At 33.9% G+C, this 25,316-nt stretch carries 29 protein-coding genes and 2 pseudogenes; 26 read left to right on the top strand and 5 right to left on the bottom strand.

Annotated elements, in window-relative coordinates:
- Positions 1–56: 56 nt before the first annotated feature.
- The 12 genes and pseudogenes from nikA (at position 57) to A6J68_RS09085 (ending at position 11,146) form a co-directional block, all read left to right on the top strand.
- Positions 57–1,673, top strand: a complete 1,617-nt coding sequence (nikA, locus tag A6J68_RS09140; protein ID WP_001873857.1) for a nickel ABC transporter substrate-binding protein — start codon at positions 57–59, stop codon at positions 1,671–1,673.
- Positions 1,660–2,604, top strand: a complete 945-nt coding sequence (locus tag A6J68_RS09135) for an ABC transporter permease (protein WP_000281507.1) — start codon at positions 1,660–1,662, stop codon at positions 2,602–2,604. Before nikA ends, A6J68_RS09135 begins: the two co-directional genes overlap by 14 nt.
- Complete coding sequence (locus A6J68_RS09130) at positions 2,604–3,410, top strand: ABC transporter permease (RefSeq protein WP_000044261.1); 807 nt, start codon at positions 2,604–2,606, stop codon at positions 3,408–3,410. The genes A6J68_RS09135 and A6J68_RS09130 overlap by 1 nt, the downstream gene beginning before the upstream one ends.
- Positions 3,398–4,186, top strand: coding sequence for an ABC transporter ATP-binding protein (locus A6J68_RS09125; RefSeq protein ID WP_000436149.1), 789 nt, complete (start codon positions 3,398–3,400; stop codon positions 4,184–4,186). Before A6J68_RS09130 ends, A6J68_RS09125 begins: the two co-directional genes overlap by 13 nt.
- Positions 4,173–4,854: pseudogene (locus tag A6J68_RS09120) on the top strand (ABC transporter ATP-binding protein). Before A6J68_RS09125 ends, A6J68_RS09120 begins: the two are co-directional and overlap by 14 nt.
- Positions 4,855–4,974: 120 nt before the next feature.
- A complete protein-coding gene (gene pyrH, locus A6J68_RS09115; RefSeq protein WP_000433491.1) occupies positions 4,975–5,703 on the top strand; it encodes a UMP kinase in 729 nt (242 codons plus the stop codon).
- 15 nt (positions 5,704–5,718) lie between these two features.
- Positions 5,719–6,276 (top strand): ribosome recycling factor, encoded by a 558-nt coding sequence (gene frr / locus A6J68_RS09110; protein WP_000159519.1) that lies wholly within the window; start codon positions 5,719–5,721, stop codon positions 6,274–6,276.
- 117 nt (positions 6,277–6,393) lie between these two features.
- Complete coding sequence (gene cvfB / locus A6J68_RS09105) at positions 6,394–7,248, top strand: RNA-binding virulence regulatory protein CvfB (RefSeq protein WP_001094275.1); 855 nt, start codon at positions 6,394–6,396, stop codon at positions 7,246–7,248.
- A gap of 137 nt (positions 7,249–7,385) precedes the next feature.
- Complete coding sequence (gene msrA, locus A6J68_RS09100; protein ID WP_000438899.1) at positions 7,386–7,895, top strand: peptide-methionine (S)-S-oxide reductase MsrA; 510 nt, start codon at positions 7,386–7,388, stop codon at positions 7,893–7,895.
- Positions 7,892–8,107 (top strand): YozE family protein, encoded by a 216-nt coding sequence (locus A6J68_RS09095; RefSeq protein WP_001232073.1) that lies wholly within the window; start codon positions 7,892–7,894, stop codon positions 8,105–8,107. The genes msrA and A6J68_RS09095 overlap by 4 nt, the downstream gene beginning before the upstream one ends.
- A gap of 156 nt (positions 8,108–8,263) precedes the next feature.
- Positions 8,264–10,036: an oleate hydratase gene (locus tag A6J68_RS09090; protein WP_001270884.1), complete on the top strand. Its 1,773-nt coding sequence runs from the start codon at positions 8,264–8,266 to the stop codon at positions 10,034–10,036.
- Between the two features lie 123 nt (positions 10,037–10,159).
- Positions 10,160–11,146: a PhoH family protein gene (locus A6J68_RS09085; protein ID WP_001158916.1), complete on the top strand. Its 987-nt coding sequence runs from the start codon at positions 10,160–10,162 to the stop codon at positions 11,144–11,146.
- Between the two features lie 90 nt (positions 11,147–11,236).
- On the opposite strand, the gene A6J68_RS09080 is transcribed toward A6J68_RS09085, so the two are convergent.
- Positions 11,237–12,040, bottom strand: coding sequence for a DUF4037 domain-containing protein (locus A6J68_RS09080; protein ID WP_000349559.1), 804 nt, complete (start codon positions 12,038–12,040; stop codon positions 11,237–11,239).
- A 191-nt stretch (positions 12,041–12,231) separates the two neighbouring features.
- On the opposite strand from A6J68_RS09080, the gene A6J68_RS09075 reads away from it, so the two are divergent.
- From A6J68_RS09075 to A6J68_RS09025, 8 genes are all read left to right on the top strand, one after another.
- Positions 12,232–12,708: an NUDIX hydrolase gene (locus tag A6J68_RS09075; protein ID WP_000806807.1), complete on the top strand. Its 477-nt coding sequence runs from the start codon at positions 12,232–12,234 to the stop codon at positions 12,706–12,708.
- Positions 12,709–13,029: 321 nt separating this feature from the next.
- Positions 13,030–13,836, top strand: coding sequence for a class I SAM-dependent methyltransferase (locus tag A6J68_RS09060; RefSeq protein WP_000705143.1), 807 nt, complete (start codon positions 13,030–13,032; stop codon positions 13,834–13,836).
- A 394-nt stretch (positions 13,837–14,230) separates the two neighbouring features.
- Positions 14,231–14,728, top strand: coding sequence for an rRNA maturation RNase YbeY (ybeY, locus tag A6J68_RS09055; protein ID WP_001867191.1), 498 nt, complete (start codon positions 14,231–14,233; stop codon positions 14,726–14,728).
- Entirely contained in the window at positions 14,709–15,107 is a 399-nt protein-coding gene (gene dagK / locus A6J68_RS09050; RefSeq protein ID WP_000365222.1) for a diacylglycerol kinase, read from the top strand. The genes ybeY and dagK overlap by 20 nt, the downstream gene beginning before the upstream one ends.
- 41 nt (positions 15,108–15,148) lie before the next feature.
- A complete protein-coding gene (era, locus tag A6J68_RS09045) occupies positions 15,149–16,048 on the top strand; it encodes a GTPase Era (protein WP_000143288.1) in 900 nt (299 codons plus the stop codon).
- Positions 16,049–16,284: 236 nt separating this feature from the next.
- Positions 16,285–16,686, top strand: coding sequence for a hypothetical protein (locus A6J68_RS09040; RefSeq protein WP_000551533.1), 402 nt, complete (start codon positions 16,285–16,287; stop codon positions 16,684–16,686).
- 459 nt (positions 16,687–17,145) lie between these two features.
- Positions 17,146–17,397, top strand: a complete 252-nt coding sequence (locus tag A6J68_RS09030; protein WP_000973012.1) for a hypothetical protein — start codon at positions 17,146–17,148, stop codon at positions 17,395–17,397.
- A gap of 27 nt (positions 17,398–17,424) precedes the next feature.
- On the top strand, positions 17,425–17,670 hold the full coding sequence (locus A6J68_RS09025) for a CPBP family intramembrane glutamic endopeptidase (RefSeq protein WP_228761751.1): 246 nt from the start codon (positions 17,425–17,427) through the stop codon (positions 17,668–17,670).
- Between the two features lie 336 nt (positions 17,671–18,006).
- Here the strand turns inward: A6J68_RS09025 and A6J68_RS09015 are convergent, their stop codons facing one another.
- Complete coding sequence (locus A6J68_RS09015) at positions 18,007–18,201, bottom strand: hypothetical protein (protein WP_000606014.1); 195 nt, start codon at positions 18,199–18,201, stop codon at positions 18,007–18,009.
- On the opposite strand from A6J68_RS09015, the gene A6J68_RS09010 reads away from it, so the two are divergent.
- Positions 18,200–18,394 (top strand): hypothetical protein, encoded by a 195-nt coding sequence (locus A6J68_RS09010; RefSeq protein ID WP_001876109.1) that lies wholly within the window; start codon positions 18,200–18,202, stop codon positions 18,392–18,394. The genes A6J68_RS09015 and A6J68_RS09010 overlap by 2 nt on opposite strands.
- A 50-nt stretch (positions 18,395–18,444) precedes the next feature.
- On the opposite strand, the gene A6J68_RS09005 is transcribed toward A6J68_RS09010, so the two are convergent.
- The 3 genes from A6J68_RS09005 to shp2 are packed head-to-tail and all read right to left on the bottom strand — an operon-like array spanning position 18,445 to position 20,375.
- Positions 18,445–18,621 (bottom strand): hypothetical protein, encoded by a 177-nt coding sequence (locus tag A6J68_RS09005; RefSeq protein ID WP_000039430.1) that lies wholly within the window; start codon positions 18,619–18,621, stop codon positions 18,445–18,447.
- 35 nt (positions 18,622–18,656) lie between these two features.
- Positions 18,657–20,246, bottom strand: a complete 1,590-nt coding sequence (locus A6J68_RS09000) for a transglutaminase domain-containing protein (RefSeq protein WP_000694235.1) — start codon at positions 20,244–20,246, stop codon at positions 18,657–18,659.
- A gap of 60 nt (positions 20,247–20,306) precedes the next feature.
- A complete protein-coding gene (gene shp2 / locus A6J68_RS11435; protein ID WP_132833258.1) occupies positions 20,307–20,375 on the bottom strand; it encodes a peptide pheromone SHP2 in 69 nt (22 codons plus the stop codon).
- Between the two features lie 87 nt (positions 20,376–20,462).
- Between shp2 and rgg2 the strand changes: the two genes are divergently transcribed.
- From rgg2 to A6J68_RS08975, 5 genes and pseudogenes are all read left to right on the top strand, one after another.
- The gene (gene rgg2 / locus A6J68_RS08995) at positions 20,463–21,311 is read left to right on the top strand and encodes a quorum-sensing system transcriptional regulator Rgg2 (protein ID WP_000410029.1); all 849 of its coding nucleotides are present in this window, start codon (positions 20,463–20,465) and stop codon (positions 21,309–21,311) included.
- Positions 21,312–21,459: 148 nt separating this feature from the next.
- Positions 21,460–22,281 carry a DNA-formamidopyrimidine glycosylase gene (gene mutM, locus A6J68_RS08990; RefSeq protein ID WP_001114602.1) on the top strand — a complete coding sequence of 274 codons (822 nt, stop codon included), beginning with the start codon at positions 21,460–21,462 and terminating at the stop codon, positions 22,279–22,281.
- Complete coding sequence (gene coaE / locus A6J68_RS08985; protein ID WP_000930246.1) at positions 22,272–22,865, top strand: dephospho-CoA kinase; 594 nt, start codon at positions 22,272–22,274, stop codon at positions 22,863–22,865. The genes mutM and coaE overlap by 10 nt, the downstream gene beginning before the upstream one ends.
- A 123-nt stretch (positions 22,866–22,988) precedes the next feature.
- A complete protein-coding gene (locus A6J68_RS08980) occupies positions 22,989–23,690 on the top strand; it encodes an ATP-binding cassette domain-containing protein (RefSeq protein WP_000424353.1) in 702 nt (233 codons plus the stop codon).
- Positions 23,680–25,312: pseudogene (locus tag A6J68_RS08975) on the top strand (hypothetical protein). Before A6J68_RS08980 ends, A6J68_RS08975 begins: the two are co-directional and overlap by 11 nt.
- The last annotated feature ends 4 nt before the right edge of the window (positions 25,313–25,316 follow it).

Genomic DNA, 25,316 nt, shown 5'->3' with positions numbered 1-25,316 from the left:
TTAATTAAGTTTGCTTAAAAAAATAATTAACTAAACTTAAAAGAAAGTTGGTAAAAATGAGACGTAACATATTATTGAGCATTACTTGTTTATTGATGGTGACTCTGACTGCATGCCATTCACAGGATAGCAAAAGTCATAAACTAAACAGTGATAAACTCACGCTTGCTTGGGGAGAAGACTTTGGTGATGTTAATCCGCATCGCTATAACCCTGATCAGTTTGTTATCCAGGATATGGTTTATGAGGGGTTGGTACGATATGGTGACAATGGGAAAATTGAACCAGCTTTAGCGAAAAGCTGGAGCATTAGTCAAGATGGAAAAACCTACACTTTTAAATTGAGAAATGCTAAATATTCTGATGGCAGTAACTTTAATGCTGCGAATGTCAAACGTAATTTTGATAGTATTTTTTCGAAGTCTAATAGAGGTAATCATAATTGGTTTAATTTAACGAATCAATTGGAAAATTATCGTGCCTTGAATCAAAGTACTTTTGAAATTAAACTGAAACAAGCTTATAGTGCTACTTTATATGATCTCTCTATGATTCGACCAATTCGCTTTTTATCTGATAGCGCTTTCCCTAAAGGTGATGATACAACTAAGAAGAATGTAAAAAAACCAATTGGAACGGGTCAATGGGTTGTGAAAAGTAAAAAGCAAAATGAATATATTACCTTCAAACGTAATGAGAATTACTGGGGAAAGAAACCAAAATTAAAAGAAGTAACCGTAAAAGTTATACCCGATGCTCAGACGCGTGCTTTAGCATTCGAATCAGGTGACGTTGATTTGATCTATGGGAATGGCATTATTGGTTTAGACACTTTTGCCCAATATACGAAGGACAAGAAATATGTCACAGCTATTTCTCAACCTATGTCAACAAGACTTTTGTTGCTAAATGCTAAGGAAAGTATTTTCCAAGATAAAAAAGTTCGTCAGGCAATGAATCATGCTATTGACAAGGTTTCTATTGCTAAGAACACCTTTAGAGGAACAGAAAAGCCAGCAGACACTATTTTTTCAAAATCAACATCTCACTCAGATGCTAAGTTAAATCCTTATAGCTATAATGTTGATAAAGCAAATCAGCTATTGGATCAAGCTGGTTGGAAGATGGGAAAAGATAAGGTTCGTGAAAAAGATGGTAAAGCTCTAACCTTACGTCTTCCTTATATCGCCACTAAGGCAACTGATAAAGACCTGGTAACTTATTTCCAAGGAGAATGGCGTAAAATCGGTATTAATGTTTCTCTTATTGCTATGGAAGAAGATGATTATTGGGCTAATGCTAAAAAGGGTAATTTTGATATGATGTTAACCTATTCTTGGGGAGCACCATGGGACCCTCATGCTTGGATGTCGGCATTAACTGCCAAGGCAGATCATGGACATCCAGAAAATATAGCTTTAGAAAATCTAGCAACTAAAACTGAAATGGATAGACTTATTAAGTCAGCTCTAGTAGATCCTAAGGAAGAAAATGTTGATAGAGACTATAAGAAGGTTCTTGAATTATTGCATGATGAGGCTGTATATATCCCATTAACTTATCAATCGGTGATTTCTGTTTATAGGAAAGGTGATTTTAAAACCATGCGTTTTGCGCCAGAAGAAAATTCATTCCCATTACGCTATATAGAAAAAAACAATGTATCTAAGTAGTTCGATCATCAAAAAAATATTGTCAGCTTTTTTGGCATTGTTTTTCATATCACTTCTAACATTTATTCTTATCAAACTATCAACAGTTAATCCAGCAGAAAATTACCTTCGTTTATCAAAAATAAGTGTTAGTCCAGAAGCGCTAAAAGAAGCAGAGCACTATTTAGGTTTAGATAAGCCATTATGGAAGCAGTACTGGCTGTGGTTCCAAAAAGCATTAACAGGAGATTTTGGATATTCTTATGTGCTCAGGTTGCCAGTATTAGATTTGGTTTTACAACGGTTTTTGGCTACTTTATTTTTAGGCACGAGTGCCTTCTTGCTAATTGTTACCATTTCTACCCCGTTAGGTGTGTGGGCTGGCTTACATGAATCTGCTCGGAGTGATCACTTGATTCGATTTTTGAGTTTTTCTAGTGTGTCTATGCCAAATTTTTGGGTTGCTTACTTGTTGATGCTGCTATTTTCGGCAAAATTAAATCTTCTGCCTGTTTCAGGAGGTAACGATTTACAAAGTTTAATTTTGCCAAGTATTACCTTAAGTTTTTCTACCGTAGGTCAATACATAGCCCTTATTCGAAAAGCTATTAGTCAAGAAAATAGAAGTTTAAATGTGGAAAATGCCCGATTAAGAGGAGTAAAAGAACGTTATATTGTCACACATCACCTCCTTAGAAATGCCTTACCTGCGATAATGACAGCACTTAGCTTGACTTGGGTTTACTTATTAACAGGATCAATTATTGTTGAAGAAATTTTTTCATGGAATGGAATAGGACGTTTATTTGTGACCAGTCTAAGAACTTCAGATCTTCCAGTAATACAAGCTTGTATGCTAATTTTTGGAACCTTATTTTTAGCTAATAATTTTATGACACAGTGTTTTATGAATTGGGTTGATCCTCGGTTACGAAAGTCAAGGGAGAAATAATATCAAAAAGAATTTATTTTTCGAGTAGCTTACTGGTATTGTTAGTGATTAGTGCCATTTTTGCCCCTATTCTATCTAGCTTTGATCCACAATACGTAGATTTATCACAAAAATTATTGGCTCCCAATAATGTTCATTTGTTAGGGACTGACCAATTGGGTAGAGATGTATTATCTCGCTTGCTTTATGGTGCTAGATATTCACTGTTTTTAGCTATTATTATTAGCTTATTGGAATTAACGATTGGTATGTTTGTGGGTCTTATTGTTGGTTGGTATCAAGGAAAGTTAGAAAACCTCTTTTTATGGATAGCTAATATTATTTTAGCTTTTCCGAGCTTTTTGCTCTCTCTTGCAACCGTGGGGATCTTAGGTCATGGTCTAGGGAATTTAATTTTTGCAATTGTCTTTGTGGAATGGGTTTACTATGCTAAATTAATGACCAATTTAGTTAAGAGTGCAAAAAAAGAGCCTTATGTGATAAATGCGCAAATTATGGGACTTTCAGTCTGGCATATTTTAAGAAAACATATTTTTCCTTTTGTGTATCAGCCAATCCTCGTTATGGTCCTTATGAATATAGGAAATATTATTTTAATGATTTCTGGCTTTTCTTTCTTAGGGATTGGTGTGCAACCTAATGTCACAGAATGGGGAATGATGTTGCACGATGCTAGAGGATATTTTAGGACAGCTACTTGGATGATGTTATCTCCTGGAATTGCGATTTTTTTAACAGTATTTTCCTTTAATACTTTAGGCGATGCCATAGATAAAAAAGATTGGAAACGACAATGGAACAGTTAGAAATAAGAAAATTGTCATTACAGATAGGAGAGGTCCCTGTACTAAGAGATTTTAGTTGTAAAATAGATATGGGAGAATCGCTAACTATTATTGGTGAGAGTGGTTCAGGGAAAACCCTCTTGGCAAAATTATTGGTTGGTCACATTCCACAAGGTATGACAGTTAGAGGAAACATATTTTTTAAGGGAGTTGATTTAGGTAAACTAACTGTAAAGCAGTGGCAGAAATTAAGGGGACGAGATATTGCCTATTTAGTGCAAAATCCCATGTCTATGTTTAATCCTTTTCAAAAAATTGAAGCGCATATTTTGGAAACAATCCTTAGTCATGAGAAATGTTCAAAGAGAGTAGCCTTATCTAAAGCGTTAGAATGGATGAAACGTTTAAATTTAGATGATGCGATATCCCTGTTAAAAAAATACCCTTTTGAGCTTAGTGGAGGAATGCTACAAAGAATTATGTTAGCCACTATATTATCTCTTGATCCTCAGGTAATCATATTAGATGAGCCGACCTCAGCGGTTGATTGTCATAATTGTTCTACTATATCAGCTATTTTGCAGGAATTGCAAAATAATGGAAAAACCTTGATTACTGTAACGCATGATTATCAGTTAGCTAGAGACCTGGGGGGACAATTATTAGTTATAAGTGAGGGAGAAGTTGTTGAACAGGGACAAACCCAAGCTATTTTAAGCAATCCTCAACATAACTATACGAAAGCACTGACAGTGCAAATGGAGTATGAAGGAGATATTCTTAATGTTGGTTTGTAATCATGTCGGAAAAACATTTGGACGACAAGAGGTTTTAAAGGACTGTCATTTTCATCTTAAAAGAGGAGAAATAATTGGTATAATGGGTAAAAGTGGCAGTGGTAAAAGTAGCCTTGCCCGACTCATTATAGGACTAGATAGTCCTACTTGTGGTTCGATATATTTTCAAGGAAAAATTTACACACCTAAAGATGGTAAGGCGCAGATTATCCTTGTTTTTCAAGATGCGCTTAGTTCGGTCAATCCATATTTTAGTATTGAGGAAATTTTGAATGAAGCTTTTTATGGAAAAAAAAACAACTTTTGAATTATGTCAAATATTAGAAGCGGTGGGTTTAGATGGAACTTATCTAAAATATAAAGCTAGACAACTTAGTGGTGGTCAGCTACAGAGAGTTTGTATCGCTAGAGCTTTACTCTTAAAGCCTAAAATTATTATTTTTGATGAATCCTTAAGTGGATTAGACCCAGTAACTCAAATTAAAATGCTACGTTTATTACAAAAAATAAAACGCCGTTATGAATTAAGTTTTATAATGATTTCTCATGACCCTAAAATTTGTCAAGCTATCTGTAACCGGGTCTTTCTGATAAAAAATGGTTATTTAGTAGAAGATAATGAATTCTTGAAGAGAGCGTGTTCTACTAACTGTTTGACCAATCTCTGAATTATTATGTTTTTCTTATTTTAGGAGTTGATAAAGAAATCAACTTACTAGTGTCATTGCTCTATTAAAATTTTGCCTTTTATGGTAAAATAATAAAGACAAAATAAGGAGAACATAGTAGTGGAACCTAAATATCAACGTATATTAATTAAGTTATCTGGTGAAGCATTGGCGGGAGATAAGGGTGTCGGTATTGACATTCCTACCGTTCAATCTATTGCAAAAGAAATTGCCGAAGTACACAATTCAGGTGTTCAAATAGCACTTGTCATTGGTGGAGGTAATCTTTGGCGTGGAGAACCTGCAGCAGAAGCAGGGATGGATCGTGTTCAAGCTGATTATACAGGGATGTTAGGGACAGTAATGAATGCTCTTGTAATGGCTGATAGCCTTCAACAATATGGGGTAGATACTAGAGTTCAAACAGCTATTCCAATGCAAACTGTTGCTGAGCCTTACGTACGTGGTCGTGCTTTACGTCATCTAGAGAAGAATCGTATTGTTGTCTTTGGAGCGGGTATTGGTTCGCCTTATTTCTCAACTGATACAACAGCAGCGCTTCGTGCTGCTGAGATTGAGGCAGAAGCAATTTTAATGGCTAAAAATGGAGTAGATGGTGTTTATAATGCTGATCCAAAGAAAGATGCCAATGCTGTCAAATTTGATGAATTAACTCACGTTGAAGTAATAAAACGAGGGTTAAAAATCATGGATGCAACCGCATCAACTATTTCAATGGATAATGATATTGACCTTGTTGTTTTCAATATGAATGAGACTGGTAATATTAAGCGTGTTGTTCTTGGAGAACAAATCGGAACAACTGTTTCAAACAAAGCATCTGAATAGGAGTGTATAAAAAATATGACTAAGGAAATCGTTACAAAAGCTCAAGAGCGTTTTGAGCAATCACACCAAAGTTTATCAAGAGAATTTGCAGGGATTCGTGCAGGACGTGCTAATGCTAGCTTGCTTGATCGTATTCAAGTTGAGTATTATGGAGCGCCAACCCCACTTAACCAATTAGCTTCTATTACTGTACCTGAAGCTCGTGTTCTTTTAATTTCACCATTTGATAAATCATCAATCAAAGATATTGAGCGTGCTATTAACGAATCAGATTTAGGTATTAATCCTGCAAATGATGGTTCAGTTATTCGTCTTGTTATTCCAGCTTTGACAGAAGAAACACGTCGTGATTTAGCTAAAGAAGTGAAAAAAGTCGGAGAAAATGCTAAGATTGCTATCCGTAATATTCGCCGTGATGCTATGGATGAAGCTAAGAAGCAAGAAAAGAATAAAGAAATTACAGAAGATGACTTGAAATCTCTTGAAAAAGATATTCAAAAGGCTACTGATGATGCTGTAAAACATATTGATGAGATGACTGCTAATAAAGAAAAAGAATTGTTGGAAGTTTAATAGTAACGTTTGCTATCTTTATTATGATTGGCAAGTAATAAAATGATTATGGAGGTAACTGATAGAATCAAAACCAGATGGATTTGGTTTGTCGGTTACCTTTTTAAAAGGAGAAAAATGAATACATTATTAGCGACAGTCATAACAGGCTTAGTAACTGATGAAAACAAAGATTTTTACTTTATCCAAAAAGATGGCTTTACCTTTGCATTATCAAAGTCAGAAGGAGAGCATCACATTGGTGAAATGGTTAAAGGATTCGCCTATACAGATATGCAACAAAAAGCACGTCTTACAACTAAAGAAACATTTGCGACTCGAGATCATTATGGTTGGGGGACAGTTACTGAGGTACGTAAAGACTTGGGAGTATTTCTTGATACTGGTCTTCCAGATAAGCAAGTGGTTGTTTCTTTGGATGTTCTTCCTGAATTGAAAGAACTTTGGCCTAAAAAAGGTGATCGCCTCTACGTTTGCTTAGATGTTGATAAAAAAGATCGTCTCTGGGCTCTCCCTGCAGATCCTGAAGTGTTTCAACGAATGGCAACCCCTGCATATAACAATATGCAAAATCAAAATTGGCCAGCAATCGTTTATCGCTTAAAATTGTCAGGAACTTTTGTTTATCTACCAGAAAATAATATGCTCGGCTTTATTCACCCTAGTGAACGTTACAGTGAACCTCGTTTAGGGCAAGTGCTGGATGCACGAGTTATTGGCTTCAGAGAAGTTGATAGAACCTTAAATTTATCATTAAAGCCTCGTTCTTTTGAAATGTTAGAAAATGACGCACAAATGATTTTAACGTATTTAGAAAGTAACGGAGGATTCATGACTTTAAATGATAAATCTTCTCCAGAGGAAATTAAAGCTACTTTTGGAATTTCCAAAGGTCAGTTTAAAAAAGCACTTGGAGGACTCATGAAAGCTAAAAAGATCAAACAAGATCAGCTAGGTACAGAATTATTATAAACTTTTGAACTTTTAAAGTTTTCTCACGAGGTCGTTTTAGTTATAGCTAGAATTAATGGCTAATTATAGAAAAAAGCTGAGAGGAAATTTTGGCTTTTTTTGTTATAATGTATCTATTAAAAAGAATGGAGAACGATATGGAACGTGCGATTTTTGCTGGAGGTTGTTTTTGGTGTATGGTACAACCATTTGAAGAATTAGATGGTATTGAATCTGTTTTATCTGGATACACTGGAGGACATGTTGAGAATCCAACTTATAAAGAAGTTTGTAGTAAAACTACTGGACATACAGAAGCTGTTGAAATTATTTTTAATCCTGAAAAAATCTCTTATGCAGATTTAGTTGAGTTATATTGGGCACAAACAGATCCAACAGACGCTTTTGGTCAGTTTGAAGATCGTGGGGATAATTATCGTCCTGTCATCTTTTATGAGAATGAAGAGCAACGTCAGATTGCTCAAAAATCAAAAGATAAGCTACAAGCTTCGGGTAGATTTGATAGACCAATTGTAACCAGCATTGAGCCTGCTGATACTTTTTACCCAGCAGAAGACTATCATCAAGCATTCTATCGGACTAACCCTGCTCGTTACGCCTTGAGTAGTGCCAGAAGACATGCATTTCTAGAGGAGAACTGGCATTGAGAAAATCATTTTACAGTTGGTTGATGACACAAAGAAATCCAAAATCAAATGAACCAGTAGCAATCCTAGCAGATTACGCTTTTGATGAAACCACTTTTCCAAAACATAGTTCGGATTTTGAAACAGTTAGTCGCTATTTAGAAGATGAGGCCAGTTTTTCCTTTAATTTAACAGATTTTGATGATATTTGGGAAGATTATCTCAATCATTAACAATAATATAGAGATTGTATTTTCAATCTCTTTTTTAGGTTATAGAAATTGGACACATTGTCTAAGACTGTCTGAAAAGCAGGTTTTTTAATGGCAATCGTTTTCACAAAGGAGTAGAATATAGTCATCTAAAATATAGCCCTAGGGAGGTTGTTTATGAGATATACAAATGGAAATTTTGAAGCCTTTGCAAGACCTCGAAAACCTGAAGGTGTGGATAAAAAATCCGCTTATATTGTTGGTTCTGGTTTAGCAGGATTAGCTGCCGCTGTCTTTTTAATACGTGACGGTCAAATGGATGGTCAACGTATTCATATTTTTGAAGAACTACCTCTTTCTGGAGGATCACTTGACGGTGTCAAACGACCTGATATCGGTTTTGTAACGCGTGGTGGTCGTGAAATGGAAAATCACTTCGAATGTATGTGGGATATGTACCGTTCCATCCCCTCTCTCGAAGTTCCAGATGCTTCTTATCTAGATGAATTTTATTGGCTTGACAAGGATGATCCCAATTCATCTAACTGTCGCCTCATTCATAAACAGGGGAATCGCTTAGAATCTGATGGTGATTTTACACTCGGAACACATTCCAAAGAGTTAGTTAAGCTAGTCATGGAGACTGAAGAGTCTTTAGGTGCTAAGACGATTGAAGAAGTTTTTTCAAAAGAATTTTTTGAAAGTAATTTTTGGACTTATTGGGCTACTATGTTTGCCTTTGAGAAATGGCATTCAGCGATTGAAATGCGTCGATATGCTATGCGCTTTATCCATCATATTGGTGGTCTGCCTGATTTCACTTCATTAAAATTTAATAAATATAATCAATATGATTCTATGGTGAAACCAATCATCAGTTATTTAGAGTCTCATAATGTAGATGTTCAATTTGATAGCAAGGTAACTAATATCTCCGTAGACTTTAAGAACGGTCAGAAGCTTGCAAAAGCCATTCATCTCACAGTTGGTGGTGAAGCAAAAACAATTGATCTTACTCCAAATGATTTTGTTTTTGTAACGAATGGTTCTATCACTGAAAGTACGAACTATGGTAGTCATGATACTGTAGCTAAACCTAATACCGATTTGGGAGGTTCTTGGAATCTTTGGGAAAACTTAGCTGCTCAATCTGATGAATTTGGACATCCTAAAGTCTTCTACAAAGATATTCCAAAAGAGTCATGGTTTGTTTCTGCTACTGCAACAATAAAAGATCCAGCTATTGAACCTTATATAGAGCGTTTAACACATCGTGACCTCCATGATGGTAAAGTAAATACCGGAGGCATTGTTACAGTTACAGATTCTAATTGGATGATGAGTTTTGCTATCCATCGCCAACCGCATTTCAAAGAGCAAAAGGAAAATGAAACAATTGTTTGGATTTATGGACTCTATTCAAATGTGGAAGGTAATTATATTAAAAAACCAATTGAAGAATGTACTGGTCGAGAAATCACAGAAGAGTGGTTATATCACTTAGGTGTTCCTGAAATGAAGATTCATGATTTATCTGATAAACAATATGTAAGTACAGTTCCTGTTTATATGCCTTACATTACTAGTTATTTCATGCCTCGAGTTAAAGGTGACCGACCAGATGTTATCCCACAAGGATCTGTTAACCTAGCCTTCATTGGTAATTTTGCAGAATCTCCATCCAGAGATACAGTATTTACAACGGAATATTCTATTAGAACTGCTATGGAAGCTGTTTATACTTTCTTAAATATTGAACGTGGTGTTCCAGAAGTCTTTAATTCAGCATTTGATATTCGTGTCTTGTTGCAATCTTTATACTATCTCAATGATAAGAAATCTGTTGAAGATATGGATTTACCAATACCTGCCTTAATGCGTAAAGTAGGCATGAAAAAAATTAGAGGAACTTATTTAGAAGAATTACTTCGAGAAGCTCATCTTTTATAATGTAAAATAAAATCGAGAAAACTTGTTTTTCTCGATTTTTTAGTTTTACAACGACTAAAATCACCAAAGAAAATGAAATTTTGTTATAATGTAGTCACTTACTGTACGAAAAGGAAGAATAATTTGCAAGAATACTCTATCGAAATTACTTTACAACATCCAGATGATATGATGTCACTCTTTGGCAGCAATGAGCGCCATTTAAAATTAATCGAAGAAAATTTAGATGTTATCATTCATGCTAGAACTGAACGTGTTCAGGTATTAGGTGACTCTGAAGAAGCAGTAGAAACCGCTCGGTTAACCATTGAAGCATTATTAGTGCTTGTTAACCGCGGGATGACTGTGAATACTTCAGATGTTGTAACAGCCTTATCCATGGCACAAAATGGTTCAATTGATAAATTCGTTGCCCTTTATGAGGAAGAAATTATTAAGGATAGCTATGGTAAGCCTATCCGTGTTAAGACTTTAGGGCAAAAAATATACGTTGATAGCGTTAAAAATCATGATGTTGTTTTTGGTATTGGGCCTGCTGGAACGGGAAAAACTTTTTTAGCAGTCACTCTAGCAGTAACGGCACTAAAGCGTGGTCAAGTTAAACGAATAATCTTAACGAGACCAGCGGTTGAAGCTGGTGAAAGCCTTGGTTTCTTGCCTGGAGATCTCAAAGAGAAAGTTGATCCTTATTTGAGACCAGTTTATGATGCCCTATATCAAATTTTAGGTAAAGAGCAAACAAGTCGCTTAATGGAGCGTGAAATCATCGAAATTGCTCCATTGGCTTACATGCGTGGTCGTACTTTAGATGATGCATTTGTCATATTAGATGAAGCGCAAAACACCACTATAATGCAAATGAAAATGTTCCTAACACGTCTTGGCTTCAATTCTAAAATGATTGTAAATGGCGATGTTAGCCAAATTGACTTACCAAAGAATGTTAAATCTGGTTTGATTGATGCTGTTGAGAAATTACGAAATATCAAAAAGATTGACTTTATTCATTTATCAGCAAAGGATGTTGTAAGACACCCTGTCGTTGCTGAAATAATAAATGCTTATTCAGATTCAGAAAGTAGTCACAAGCTACAATCTGATAAGGACTGATGTTTGCCACTAGGAGACGTTGTTAGAGAGTGTGTCAATATGTAAAAAACGCCTAATGCTTTAGGCGTTTTTATGATGGTGTACTTCAACTTAACCTATAAAGTGTTGAAAATTTTCTTTAAGCATGACGTCGAGATGCATTATTATATCGTTTAATGTTTCTTTAACAGTGTGTTCGTTGGAGTTGTGATGACATAGTTTAATGATATTTTCTTCGAAATGTTTAGGAAGCAATGTAGCATTCTTCTTAGCATAGGAAATCATTCTTTTTTCGCCAGGATGTGTCAACTTATTAAGTGCAAAAATAATATCAAAGTAGGAATCTAAGAAAGCAGTAGTTCTATGGTGAGTACTAACAAAGTCTTGGCGTTTAAGGGCTTTTATAATTTGTTTATCGTAAGAGGGAAGCTTGCCAGTTAATAAGTTACGATTTTGAATGATAATTTGTTTTTGTAACTGACTGGGATAAGAAACTTCGAATCTCTCTTTGAGTGATTGTAATTGATTTTCAGGATCATAGAGTATTTGGCAATTGATGAGGTTATGCCAAAAACAAGTAGTGTATCCAATTCGAGAATTGTGGTGTTCAACGACATCTTCTAAGTCTGATAAAAAGTTATCTATGTTACGATAGAGAATATCAATATCAGTTCCGTCGTTTAAAGTACCATTATCTTCAAGCTCCCAGTAATGATTGTTAAGTTCAATGTAATGACAGTGCTTGTTAAGGATACGTTTACGACTAGTGATATCAGGAGTTGCTGCACAATAAACATACAAATCATAATCGGAAGATTGGTCAAAACTGTCACCAGAGCGTGAGCCTCCGAGTGCTATAGCAACAACATTTGGAAGTTTAGAGAAATCTTGCCAGAGTTTTGTGAAATGGTCCATAAATGCTCTCCTAAAAATGTAAAATATTGATGTGTCTCCATTCTACAGGGCTATCTCTTTTTAGTCAATAATTAATAGTAAGTTAATAAAAGAGGTAACGGTTCTAATATTCAAGAAGTGTATATGAGTGATTTGAAAAGGAGATATTTTATGCTACAATACGTACATATTAGTTTAAACAAGGTGATAGAATGAAACAAGATTATATTTCCTACATTAGGTCAAAAGTTGGACATGAGACTATCTTTTTAACATATTCTGGTGGTATTTTGACAGATGGTAAGGGACGTGTCTTACTCCAATTAAGAGCTGATAAGAATTCTTGGGGAATTATTGGTGGATGTATGGAGTTAGGTGAGTCATCAGTAGATACATTGAAAAGAGAATTTTTCGAAGAAACTGGATTGAGAGTGGAACCAATCAGACTGTTAAATGTTTATACTAACTTTCAAGACTCTTATCCCAATGGCGATAAAGCACAAACCGTCGGTTTTATTTATGAAGTAAGCTGTCCAAAACCAGTTAATATAGAAGGTTTTCATAATGAGGAAACATTGCAATTGGACTATTTTTCTAAAGAAGACGTCAAAAATATTACGATCGTAAATGAACAACACCAATTAATTTTAGATGAATATTTTTCACAAACATTCCAAATGGGGCGTTAAAAGGATGGGAAATACTAGGTGTGACTTTAAAGAACTTCTAACTTTTATTGATATGTTGTTAGGCATTCTTGTAGAAACAAATGTTAAGAAAATAAGGAGTTCTCATTTGTATATTTTATAATTATTAAAAAGAAAAACAGTAGCTTGCAATAATTTAGTGACTGTTTTTTTAGAAAGCATAAGAAGTACAGAAAAAGAAAATTATGGAATATTGGATGGTGGGGATATGCTTTACTTACGGTATTGGAATGATATACTTAAAGAAATCCAGTTTTAGAAATCCAAATTTCTAAGTAAAATAGCATAAAGGAGAGTAGATGAATGAAGATAACATTACACGGCGTTGCTGAAACGTTATTAATCACCTTATATATTAGGGCTAAAGATGCGATGGCTAAACATCCGATACTTAATGATCAAAAATCCTTAGCAATTGTTGAACAGATAGAATATGATTTGGATAAATTCGATAATTCAGAAGCTTCTTTTTATGCAACATTAGCTAGAATTCGCGTTATGGATAGAGAAATCAAAAAATTTATTAGAGAAAATCCAAATAGTCAAATCCTTTCAATTGGTTGTGGACTTGATACAAGGTTTGAAAGAGTCGATAATGGACAAATTAGGTGGTATAACCTTGATTTGCCAGAGGTTATGGAGATAAGAAAATTATTTTTTGAAGAGCATGAAAGAGTTACTAATATAGCAAAATCAGCCCTAGATGAAACTTGGACACGGGAGGTAAATCCCCAAAATGCCCCTTTTCTAATCGTGTCAGAAGGTGTTTTAATGTTTCTAAAAGAAGATGACGTAGAGACTTTTCTTCATATCCTGACAAATTCATTTAGCCAATTTATGGCACAATTTGATTTGTGTCATAAGGAAATGATTAATAAAGGAAAGCAACATGATACAGTAAAGTATATGGATACAGAATTTCAGTTTGGTATCACAGATGGTCATGAGATTGTGGATTTAGACCCTAAATTAAAGCAAATAAATCTGATTAACTTTACAGATGAGATGAGCAAATTTGAGTTAGGCACACTTCGCTCTTTACTTCCAACAATTCGTAAATTTAATAATTGTTTAGGTGTGTACGAATATAAAGCATCTGAGAAAAAGTAACAAAAATCTATTTATATAAAGAGACATTCTAAATGTAAATTTGTCATAATCGTTATAGCATTTGTAGCTTTGTTTATTTAGGAATTAGTTTTACGTAAGTTAGGCGCTCTAAAGTTTGTATTTTGAAGTAAATACTAATTCATAAGTCAGAATTTTATTGAAATGGATTATAAGTGTGTAATAGTGATTATTAGCTTTCTCTCCCTTTTTTAATACTCTTATGGTATAATGATGTGAAAGAATAGCTTGAAGGAAGGAAGAGAACGCACTTTTATTTTGAGAACTAGTTTTAGATAAAAGTGAAAAACTTAGGAAAGTAGATGTGTCGATTATTTAGAATTATGCATTACACTTTATCTTTTCTAAACGTTTTGGGTCGTTCTTACTATATAAGATGTACGTTGAAATGATTGATGAAACTGGACAAGTATCAGAAGATATCAAAAAGCAAACTCTTGATTTGTTAGAGTTTGCAGCACAAAAAACAGGTAAAGAGAATAAAGAAATGGCTGTAACGTTTGTCACTAATGAACGTAGCCATGAATTGAATTTAGAGTATCGAGATACCGATCGTCCGACTGATGTTATCAGTTTAGAATATAAGCCTGAGGTTGATATTTCTTTTGATGAAGAAGATCTGGCTGAAAATCCTGAACTTGCTGAGATGCTAGAAGATTTTGATTCTTATATTGGTGAACTTTTTATTTCTATTGATAAAGCTAAAGAACAAGCAGAAGAGTACGGTCACTCTTATGAACGTGAAATGGGTTTTTTAGCTGTACATGGTTTTTTGCATATTAACGGTTATGATCATTATACACCCGAAGAAGAAAAAGAGATGTTCAGCTTACAGGAAGAAATTTTAACTGCTTATGGACTTAAACGACAATAATCAAAAAAAATGGAAAAATCGCACCTTAACATCAAGCATGGAATTTGCTGTTACAGGGATTTTTACAGCTTTTAAAGAAGAAAGAAATATGCGTAAGCATTTGGTTTCTGCCATTTTAGTAATACTTGCTGGTCTTACTTTTCAAGTATCTATGGTGGAGTGGTTATTTCTTTTATTGAGTATTTTTTTGGTAATTACTTTTGAAATTATCAATTCAGCTATTGAAAATGTAGTTGATTTGGCAAGTAATTACCATTTCTCGATGCTGGCTAAAAATGCTAAAGATATGGCAGCAGGAGCGGTTTTAGTTGTTTCCTTATTTGCCGTATTGGTGGGATTGATTATTTTTATACCCAAGATACTTGCTTTACTTTTATGATGAGAAGTATTACGAATAAATTGAATGGAGAAAGAAAAGAAATGACATTTAAGTCAGGATTTGTAGCAATTTTAGGTCGTCCAAATGTTGGAAAATCAACCTTCCTAAACCATGTTATGGGACAAAAAATTGCTATCATGAGTGATAAAGCTCAAACAACACGTAATAAAATTATGGGGATTTATACAACAGAAACTGAGCAAATTGTTTTCATTGATACCCCAGGAATTCATAAACCAAAGACCGCCCTTGGTGATTTTATGGTTGAATCTGCTTATAGTACTTTACGTGAAGTTGAAACAGTTCTTTTCATGGTTCCTGCCGATGAAAAGCGAGGCAAAGGCGATGATATGATTATTGAACGTCTTAAGGCTGCCAAGATTCCTGTTATTTTAGTAATCAACAAAATTGATAAGGTTCATCCAGACCAACTTTTGGAACAGATTGATGACTTCCGTAGTCAAATGGATTTTAAAGAAGTAGTGCCAATTTCTGCCCTTCAAGGAAATAATGTGCCAACCCTAATCAAGTTATTGACTGATAATCTTGAAGAAGGTTTCCAATATTTCCCAGAAGATCAGATTACTGATCATCCGGAACGATTTTTAGTATCAGAAATGGTTCGTGAGAAGGTACTTCATTTAACGCAACAAGAGGTTCCTCACTCAGTAGCGGTTGTTGTCGAATCCATGAAACGTGATGAAGAAACTGATAAAGTGCATATTCGTGCAACTATCATGGTTGAACGTGATAGTCAAAAAGGCATTATCATTGGAAAACAAGGTGCTATGCTCAAGAAAATAGGAAAAATGGCGCGCCGTGATATTGAACTTATGTTAGGTGATAAAGTTTACCTAGAGACTTGGGTAAAAGTCAAGAAAAACTGGCGTGATAAAAAGCTTGATTTAGCTGATTTTGGCTATAATGAAAAAGAGTATTAATGAGTTTATTTTGAGATCCGCAAGTTAGTGGGGAAGAGTTAGATAAGTTCACCGTGAGACTTGATTCGCACAGAAAAAGCAATTCACGAGGATAAAACCAACTAGTCATAATTTTGAGATTATATTCACAAATTAATTAAAGGGAGCCAAACATGCTTGTTGGCCCCTTCTTAAATAAAGGAGAGCACATGACTCAAGATTATATTTGCTACCTATAAAGTAGAGGAGGTGAGGATATGCATAATATATTAAGATTTTTAGGCATTGTTATTATTTCTGCAGTGATTCTATTTAGTATAGGTAGTTTCTACGATTTATCATTAATGAAAAATATACTACTTATCTGTTGGAGTTTTCTCTTTGATCTATTGGTTTTTGTCTTCAAACAAAGACAAACGACAGAAGTACTCACATGGTATCAAGTTGTTAAGCAATTTTGGTTATTTATTAAGTGTACTATTCTTATTCCTATCTTAGTTGCTTTTATTATAATGAAAGGATGTTTGACAAGTATATCAGATATATTAATTTACTTTTATTTACACCTTGTCGTTGTTTATTATACGATAGGAATGATTTTATCATTAGGTCGTATCATTTCTCCTGAACACTCTATGTTTAATAAACTTAGAAAGTGAAATGAATTATATTTAAAATTTGTTTTCAACAGAGCGGATTTGACCATCTGTTGTTTGCCATGCCTTTCATAATTTTTCAGTAATTATGATAGTTGTTCTGTTCTCCCAATCATAAAACTTTAAATAAGATTCTATTAGTTCTTGCCTCACTCTCCTTAAGTTTCTGGTAAAAATCGAAAAGTTACCAGACTTTAAAGGGGAGTTTTTTATTTGTCAACAGTTAGTAGAAAAACGATATATTGCTCCATTTAGATTAATTATGGAGATAACCAAATAATAGCTTGTGATAAGAAGATACCTTTGAAGTTTCAGAAACAATCTGTTTTCCATCCTGCTATATTCATCTTTGCCAAAGTTGCAACAACACAATAATAACAATTGCTTGGGCATTGGGTGATTAGTTTACTATCAATAGGGTTAGAGTGGAGTTGGAGTATATGGATTGGCATTAATCTTATAATGATGATTCTGTTGAGTTATGTGCTAACAAAAACTGAGCCAATCAGTAACTACCAAGAGTCATCATCTAACCTCAAAAAATGGCTATTTGCAATAGGTGCTTTTAGCGTTTTATTTTGCTGGGCACTACTAGTAAAAACATTTTTCCCAATAAGGCAAAACCAGGAGGGATTAATAGCTGATATGAATCAGGTCAATCACTACTTTCGAGTTGTCTTATTATTGACTATCTGTCTTATTGCCCCAATTTAAGAAGAGATAACGTTCAGGTTGTTTGTCATGAGAACATTTGGGAACTCCCTGAGTGGTCCCTTGGTTGTGATCTTATCTTCTATACTATTTAGCTGGTCTCACTTACATGGTCTATCTGTCGTCGACTTTGTTGTCTATTTTGGTATGGGTTTGATTTTCGCTAGTTTGCACCACTATACAAAATCCATTCATTATTCGATTGGCGAGCATATTGTTTGGAATAGTTTGTCATATATTTTTTATTTTCTAGCATTTTTGCTTGATTTACTCTAAGTAATAAGATTGAGAGACTAATCATTACTAAGACATTTTTGTCAGTTTAAAAGAGCTTTTTGGCTCTTTTGTTATTCGTTTTTTTAATGAATAAAATGTTATTATTTTATTGTTAACTAAATAAAGTTCGTAACTTTATATGATTTATATAGAATTACGAGTTTTTTGTTAGATAAATATGAGAAAATATAGTATGACGAATTCCTAAATAAAAAATAATGAAAGGAACATGATGTTAAAAGATGTGAATGTTGGAATGAGTCATTTATTAGTTAGAGGTGCTATTATTCTAGTAGTAGGGATTGTTTTTCTGTTGCAACAGATTCAGTAAGTACTTCAAGTGGGAGCTTTGGAATAGGTTATCGAGAAGAAAAGACCCAGACGTTCTCTTTGGATCAGCTGTCCCAAGTGATTTTGTATTGCGGGGAGCCCAATACTGTTAGATTTACTTATACAAATAGCTTCTATATGATGAAAGATATTTATATCGCTCTGGATGGTGCTGGTAGCTCTTTGACCACTCATGATCATGCTGTTCCTAATGATTAAACCAGATTATATAAGGTATTTCAAAGTCATTGACGATATGCATGATACCATGTACCAACAGACTGTTTTTCATGTTCAACTGCAAGCTTGGAAATACACCATGAAATCGATTGATCAATTAGTTGTAGATGATTTGAATCATATCAGTAATGAGAAAACCACTTTGGTTAAATAAAAAGGAACACTGTCAAAAATGGCAGTGTTCCTTTTTATTTTAGGAGAGAGCTAAGATTGGTCATCTAATGGGATTTCCACATGTTCAACTGTCATAGTAATGACAGGTTTGATAACACAATCTCTGTCTTTAGGGATAGTCTCCTGTTGCAGAGGCGCCTCATCGCTCCAAATTTTCTTGTCAGAACAATTGGAATGTAGATAATTTGAATCAGTCTTTTTAGACATTTCATATCCTTTCCAGGCTCAATACAATTTTTGAGTTATGCACCTTGATGGCGATCAGCTGGAATATCTTTAGCTAATGCATTGTATTGACTATCCAAAAGATGATCAGCATCCATTATTGTTTTACCAACAAGGAAATATTTATTGCTTTTTATATTATTATCCCATGTTGTATCAACATAATATTTAACGCCATTAATAGTAACAATGTTCCAAGCGTGATTTCCACCTCCAGCTTGACCAGTTACATACCATACTGATAAGCCAGCAGCAGCCATATCTTTAAACATTACTGCAAAGGCTTGACAAACACCACGTTTATCTTTGTAGAGTGCTTCAGGAGCATGGATACTGATACCACTAGCAGTTTCACGAGTGGTTGCCAGTTCTTCAGTCGCGTAAGTGTAATTATTAACCAAGTGGTCATGAATTACTTTAGCTTTTTCATAATCACTTGTGATATTTTTGTTAGTAATATTTTCTTTGACAAAAGAATCTACAAACTGTTTATATTCTTTATGTAATCCTACCATGTCACCTTTAAGAGTATAGGTGATTGTGATGTCGCTTTTTACAATAATGCGTTGGATTTGTCCACCAAGAGTATAAGTGCTAATGTTACTTTTGGCATTGAATTCAGTTGCTGTTCCAAGTGTATCTCCAATTTCCCGGATGATGCTTCCGAGATTTTTTTGGTATTCGTCAACTTGTTCTTGAGTTTTAAACTCCATTTGAACACTGATGTGTGGTACTTGGTTGCTAATATTATTTCGTAAAACTTCTTTTAAACTATCGTAATCGGCAATATTAGCTGACTCAGGCTGTGATGCCTTTGCATCAGAGGTAGCCTGTTTTTCCTCACTCTTAGTTACTTCTTGTTTATTGCCTGACGCTTCTGATTGAGTAGTTTTTTCTTCTACTTTGTTTGCAGGAACAGAAGTATTTTCGCTAACTTTGAGAGTAGCAAGTTTAGAAGTCTCAGTTTCAATAGCCGCTGTTGATAGGGCATCTACTTCTTGTTGAAGGATTGCCATAGCAGCTTTGTAATTATTAACTTCAGCTACAAGAGGTTCAATTTGATTTCTGAGTGAATGAAATAAATTTTCAGCTTCTTGTATAGAATTCACAGAGTTGTAGTTTACAGTTGCTAAAATAGCTTGAATTTTGTTAACAACCTGATTACGTTGCCCCACGAGCTGAGCTGCTTTATTTTGACTTGTCTGAATCTTATTATGATTTTGGTCAATCAGATTTTGAACAGTTTGGTTAATGACATTACGTTGATTAACGATAGCATTATAGTTACTGGGAGAGAGATGACCAGCTTTCACCTGGTTAAATAATTGCTCATCTTTTTGTTTAAATAATGTTATAGCTCTATTTAACTGTTCAATAGTTGGATTAGCATTTAGTTGAGTGAATGAGTTGACATTATCAACAACAAATTGATTGAGCAAACGATGTTGTTCCTTGATGTAACTAATAAGCTGCTTTTCATTATTTTGCTTACTGATATAGTGATACTCACTGGTGGTGTCATCAGCTTTAACCTCATAGTTAATAGTTGATAGTGAACTGATAATTAAAGCTGCGGCAAAGCCACTAATAATTTTTTTAATCTTCATTAGTTCTCCTGTTATAAACTAAATAAAATGGGATTCCATAACAACCATTTGTGGGGAGTTTTATCCACCAACGATAATTAGGATATCCATGATTAATGTGAACAACAAAGCTTTGTTAATTTTTTTCATGACTATCTCCTTTCTGATTTTCTATTTTGTACTTGTATTATATAATGGATTTAAAGGGTCTTTTAAATTGTTGTGAAAGTGGGAAAAATGGAAAAAGAATTAGGAAAAACACTAAGAAGATTACGTAAAGGAAAAAAAGTTAGTATTTCTTCTTTAGCAGATGAGCACCTATCCAAGTCACAAATCTCAAGGTTTGAGAGAGGAGAGTCAGAAATTACTTGTAGTCGTTTGCTTAATATTTTAGACAAACTCAACATCACTATTGATGAATTTGTGTCGATTCATTCTAAGGCGCACACTCATTTTTTTATCCTTTTAAATCGAGTAAGAAAATATTGTGCTGAAAAAAATGTAACTAAATTAGTGGCTCTCTTAGAGGATCATAACCATAAAGACTATGAAAAGATTATGATTAAGGCTCTTATTTTTTCAATTGATCAATCAATAGAGCCTAATCAAGAAGAATTAGCACGCTTAACAGACTATCTTTTTACGGTGGAGCAGTGGGGATATTATGAAATTATTCTCTTAGGAAATTGCTCACGTCTCATTAATTACAATACTTTATTTTTATTGACCAAAGAAATGGTTAATTCGTTTGCTTATTCAGAACAAAATAAAACCAATAAAATCCTAGTTACACACTTAGCAATTAATTGTCTAATCATCAGCATTGATCACTCTTACTTTGAGCATAGCCACTACTTAATTGATAAGGTTAGATCATTGTTACAGGATGAAGTTAATTTCTATGAAAAAACTGTTTTCTTATATGTAACTGGATACTATCATTTAAAACTTGGTGATACTTCTTCAGGAAAAGAAGATATGAGGAAAGCTTTACAGATTTTTAAATATTTAGGTGAAGATTCATTTTACAATACTTATAATGAACATTATTGTCAAAAAGTACTTGGCAATAATAAAGAATGCTAATGAGTGCAAGTTTATGAGTAATTTTTAAAGCTTTTGTCTCAAAATGATAATAAGAAAGGAAAATAGAAATCGAATGGTCAGGTGACATCAAGAACGTTTGGAAATTATTGCTCTAAGCAATGACTATTGATTTTTAGACTATATATTTATGCCAGAATTACCAGAAGTAGAAACCGTTAGAAAAGGACTAGAAAGACTTGTAGTTAATCAAGAAATAGCTTCTATAACGATTAAAGTCCCTAAAATGGTGAAAACTGATTTGAATGACTTTATGATAAGTCTACCAGGAAAAACAATTCAACAGGTATTGAGACGAGGGAAGTATCTTCTTTTTGATTTTGGTGAAATGGTTATGGTATCACATTTACGCATGGAAGGAAAATATCTACTCTTCCCAAATAAAGTACCAGATAACAAACATTTTCACCTTTATTTCAAATTGACTAATGGCAGCACATTGGTTTACCAAGATGTCCGTAAATTTGGGACATTTGAGTTGGTTCGTAAATCATCTCTCAAAGATTATTTTACTCAAAAAAAATTAGGTCCTGAGCCAACTGCTGACACATTTCAATTTGAGCCTTTTTCAAAAGGCTTAGCAAACTCCAAAAAGCCAATAAAACCTTTACTATTAGATCAGAGATTAGTAGCAGGACTTGGAAATATTTACGTAGATGAAGTCTTGTGGGCAGCAAAAATTCACCCACAGCGTTTGGCTAATCAATTGACCGAATCTGAAACAAGCTTATTACACAAGGAAATTATTCGCATTTTAACTTTAGGCATCGAAAAAGGTGGCTCCACGATTAGAACATATAAGAATGCTCTTGGAGAGGACGGTACGATGCAAAAGTATTTACAGGTCTATGGTAAAACTGGGCAACCGTGTCCAAGGTGTGGTTGTTTAATTAAGAAGATAAAAGTAGGAGGGAGAGGGACGCATTATTGCCCTCGGTGTCAATGCTTATGACAAAAATAATAGGACTGACAGGAGGGATAGCTTCTGGAAAGTCAACGGTAACAAAAATAATACGAGAATCAGGTTTTAAAGTCATAGATGCGGATCAAGTGGTTCATAAATTGCAAGCTAAGGGTGGGAAACTTTACCAAGCTTTATTAGAATGGTTGGGTCCCGAGATACTTGATGCTGATGGTGAGTTGGATAGACCAAAGCTTTCTCAAATGATTTTTGCTAATCCAGACAATATGAAGACATCAGCTAGGCTACAAAATAGTATCATTCGTCAAGAGTTAGCATGTCAGCGCGACCAATTAAAACAAACAGAAGAGATATTTTTCATGGATATTCCTTTATTGATTGAAGAAAAGTATATAAAATGGTTTGATGAGATTTGGTTGGTATTTGTTGATAAAGAAAAACAATTACAACGATTAATGGCCCGTAACAACTACAGTCGAGAAGAAGCAGAATTACGACTTTCACACCAAATGCCTTTAACAGATAAAAAAAGTTTCGCTAGTCTTATTATTGACAATAATGGTGATTTAATAACTTTAAAAGAGCAAATATTGGATGCTCTTCAACGTTTATAGAACTACTAAATGGATAATGTATTTATCCATTTTTTGTCTTTATTACACTAGTTTTAAAAAACTTGCGATTAAACCACAGTAATAGTACAATGATATAAAAGGTTTACTTTCAAAGGAGTTTTTATGGAGTTAGTAATTAGAGATATTCGTAAGCGGTTTCAGGAAACAGAGGTCTTGAGAGGAGCAAGTTACCGATTTTATTCAGGTAAAATAACAGGGGTCTTAGGTAGGAATGGTGCTGGGAAAACAACTTTATTTAATATACTTTATGGGGATCTTGCAGCTGACAACGGGACCATTTGTTTATTGAAGGATAATCACGAGTATCCTCTTACCGATAAGGATATTGGTATTGTTTATTCCGAAAACTACCTTCCAGAATTTTTAACAGGGTATGAATTTGTAAAATTTTACATGGATTTACATCCTTCAGATGATTTAATGACAATAGATGATTATTTAGATTTTATGGAAATAGGACAAACAGAGCGTCATAGAATTATCAAAGGATATTCTGATGGAATGAAGAGTAAGCTCTCATTAATTTGCCTGATGATTTCTAAGCCAAAAGTAATTTTACTAGATGAGCCACTGACTGCAGTTGATGTTGTATCAAGTATTGCAATAAAACGCCTTTTGTTGGAATTAAGTGAGGATCATATTATTATATTATCAACTCATATAATGGCCTTAGCAGAAGATCTATGTGATATTGTGGCTGTATTAGACAAAGGAAAACTCCAAACATTAGATATTGATCGTAAACATGAACAATTCGAAGAGCGTCTTCTTCAAGTGTTGAAGGGAGATGAATATGACAAGTAAAGCATTAATATGGTCTATATTACAGATTGATAGTGCTAGAGCTTATAATAGTTTTTTATATTACCTTCAGAAAATCCCCTGGTTGGGAAGAAAAATCCCTAACCGATGGTATAAAAGGTGTAGTACTATTTATTCGTATCATTTTCTTTTTCTTAAGAGGTTTTGGTCGTTCCATAGGTTACGTACTATATTGTTATGTTTTATCATTTTTTGTTAGAAGTGGCATGAAGCAGTTAAATATTTTACCGCAAGAAGGTTTTACCCTAACTTTAACATTGATGGTGATTACCTCTCTTTTAATTGTCATAAATTTCTATATAAAACTTATAGAACCTAATGATATGCAACAAACTCATATGATTCGCCTTTTCAGAATTGAGCCATCGAGGTATTTCCAATCCGCTGAACTTTTAGAAGCCAGTAGTGAACTATTTTTTAGAAGTTTGAGCTTTGGCATATTTTTCCATTTAAATCACTTTGCTTTTTGGCATGGTTTGACTTTTGCTTTATTTTTAGCAGGTAGTCGCCTTGGAATCAAGGTGCTCTGTTTACCTTTATATGGTAGAGGTAAAGACCAAGAGAATCCAGAGTCTTTACTAAATATTTTATTTTACTTAGGGATTGGTATAGGAGTCTTCCTTTCTCTCTTTTTCCTTCTTCTTGGCAAACAGTTCTCTCCATATCCATTTTTTTCATGGTACACCGGTATTGCAGGACTTATCATATGGTTAGTTAGTTACTATCGATTAAAAACTTATTCTAAACTTAACCACTTGACCTACCTTACCCTAACGCATGAGACGATGAAGGAGAAAATTGCAAAGATTGATAATATAGAGCTGCTTGGGATTGAAATGAAAGATAGGGATATAAATGTCAGTGAACTTTCTCCCCTGCTATTTGAAAATTTATCAGGTATTTCATATTTAAACGCTATCTTTTTAAAACGGATGAGTAGATACTTGCAAAGGAAAATTTTGGTACGTTTAGCTGTTTTAAGTGTTCTGTTTGGAATAGAACTCCTTTTCCTGCTATTTTTTAAAGAAAAGATAAATATTCCGATGAATGAGCATAGTTTTTCAAAATTCCTATTTTTGAGTGCAGTTCCAGGATATCTAATATATATCGGTGAATCCTATTCAAAATTTTGTTTCTATCATTTGGATCGTCCATTATTAAGATATAATTTCTATCGTGAAAGAGAAAATATCTTAGCAACCTTAAAAATACGTTTCCTTTATAGTATAAAACTTAATTTCCCCATTTTTGTAGCTTTAAACATATGTTTTGGAACCTATTATTTTAATTTTTTCACCCCTAAGATTGATCAGATTATCATATTAGTAATTACACAAGCTATATCAATGATTTTATTTAGTTTTTACTTTTTGTATCTTTATTTCTTATTACAGCCTTTTACAGAAGGATTAAAATCAAAGAGTGCTATGTATAATATTTTAACCTTTATTATATACTATATGGGATATAAGCTATTTACCTTTACTAAATCTATAACGATGCCAATATTATTAGTAAGCCTAGGAATTATAGTTGTTATTTTAATTATTGGCTATTTAGCAGTTGTAGTATTTGCTCCAAAAACTTTCCGTTTAAAAAGTTAATTTT

This window comes from Streptococcus sp. 'group B' (assembly GCF_002073795.1).
Classification (GTDB): domain Bacteria; phylum Bacillota; class Bacilli; order Lactobacillales; family Streptococcaceae; genus Streptococcus; species Streptococcus agalactiae.
This window is presented reverse-complemented; position numbering and strand designations above follow the sequence as displayed.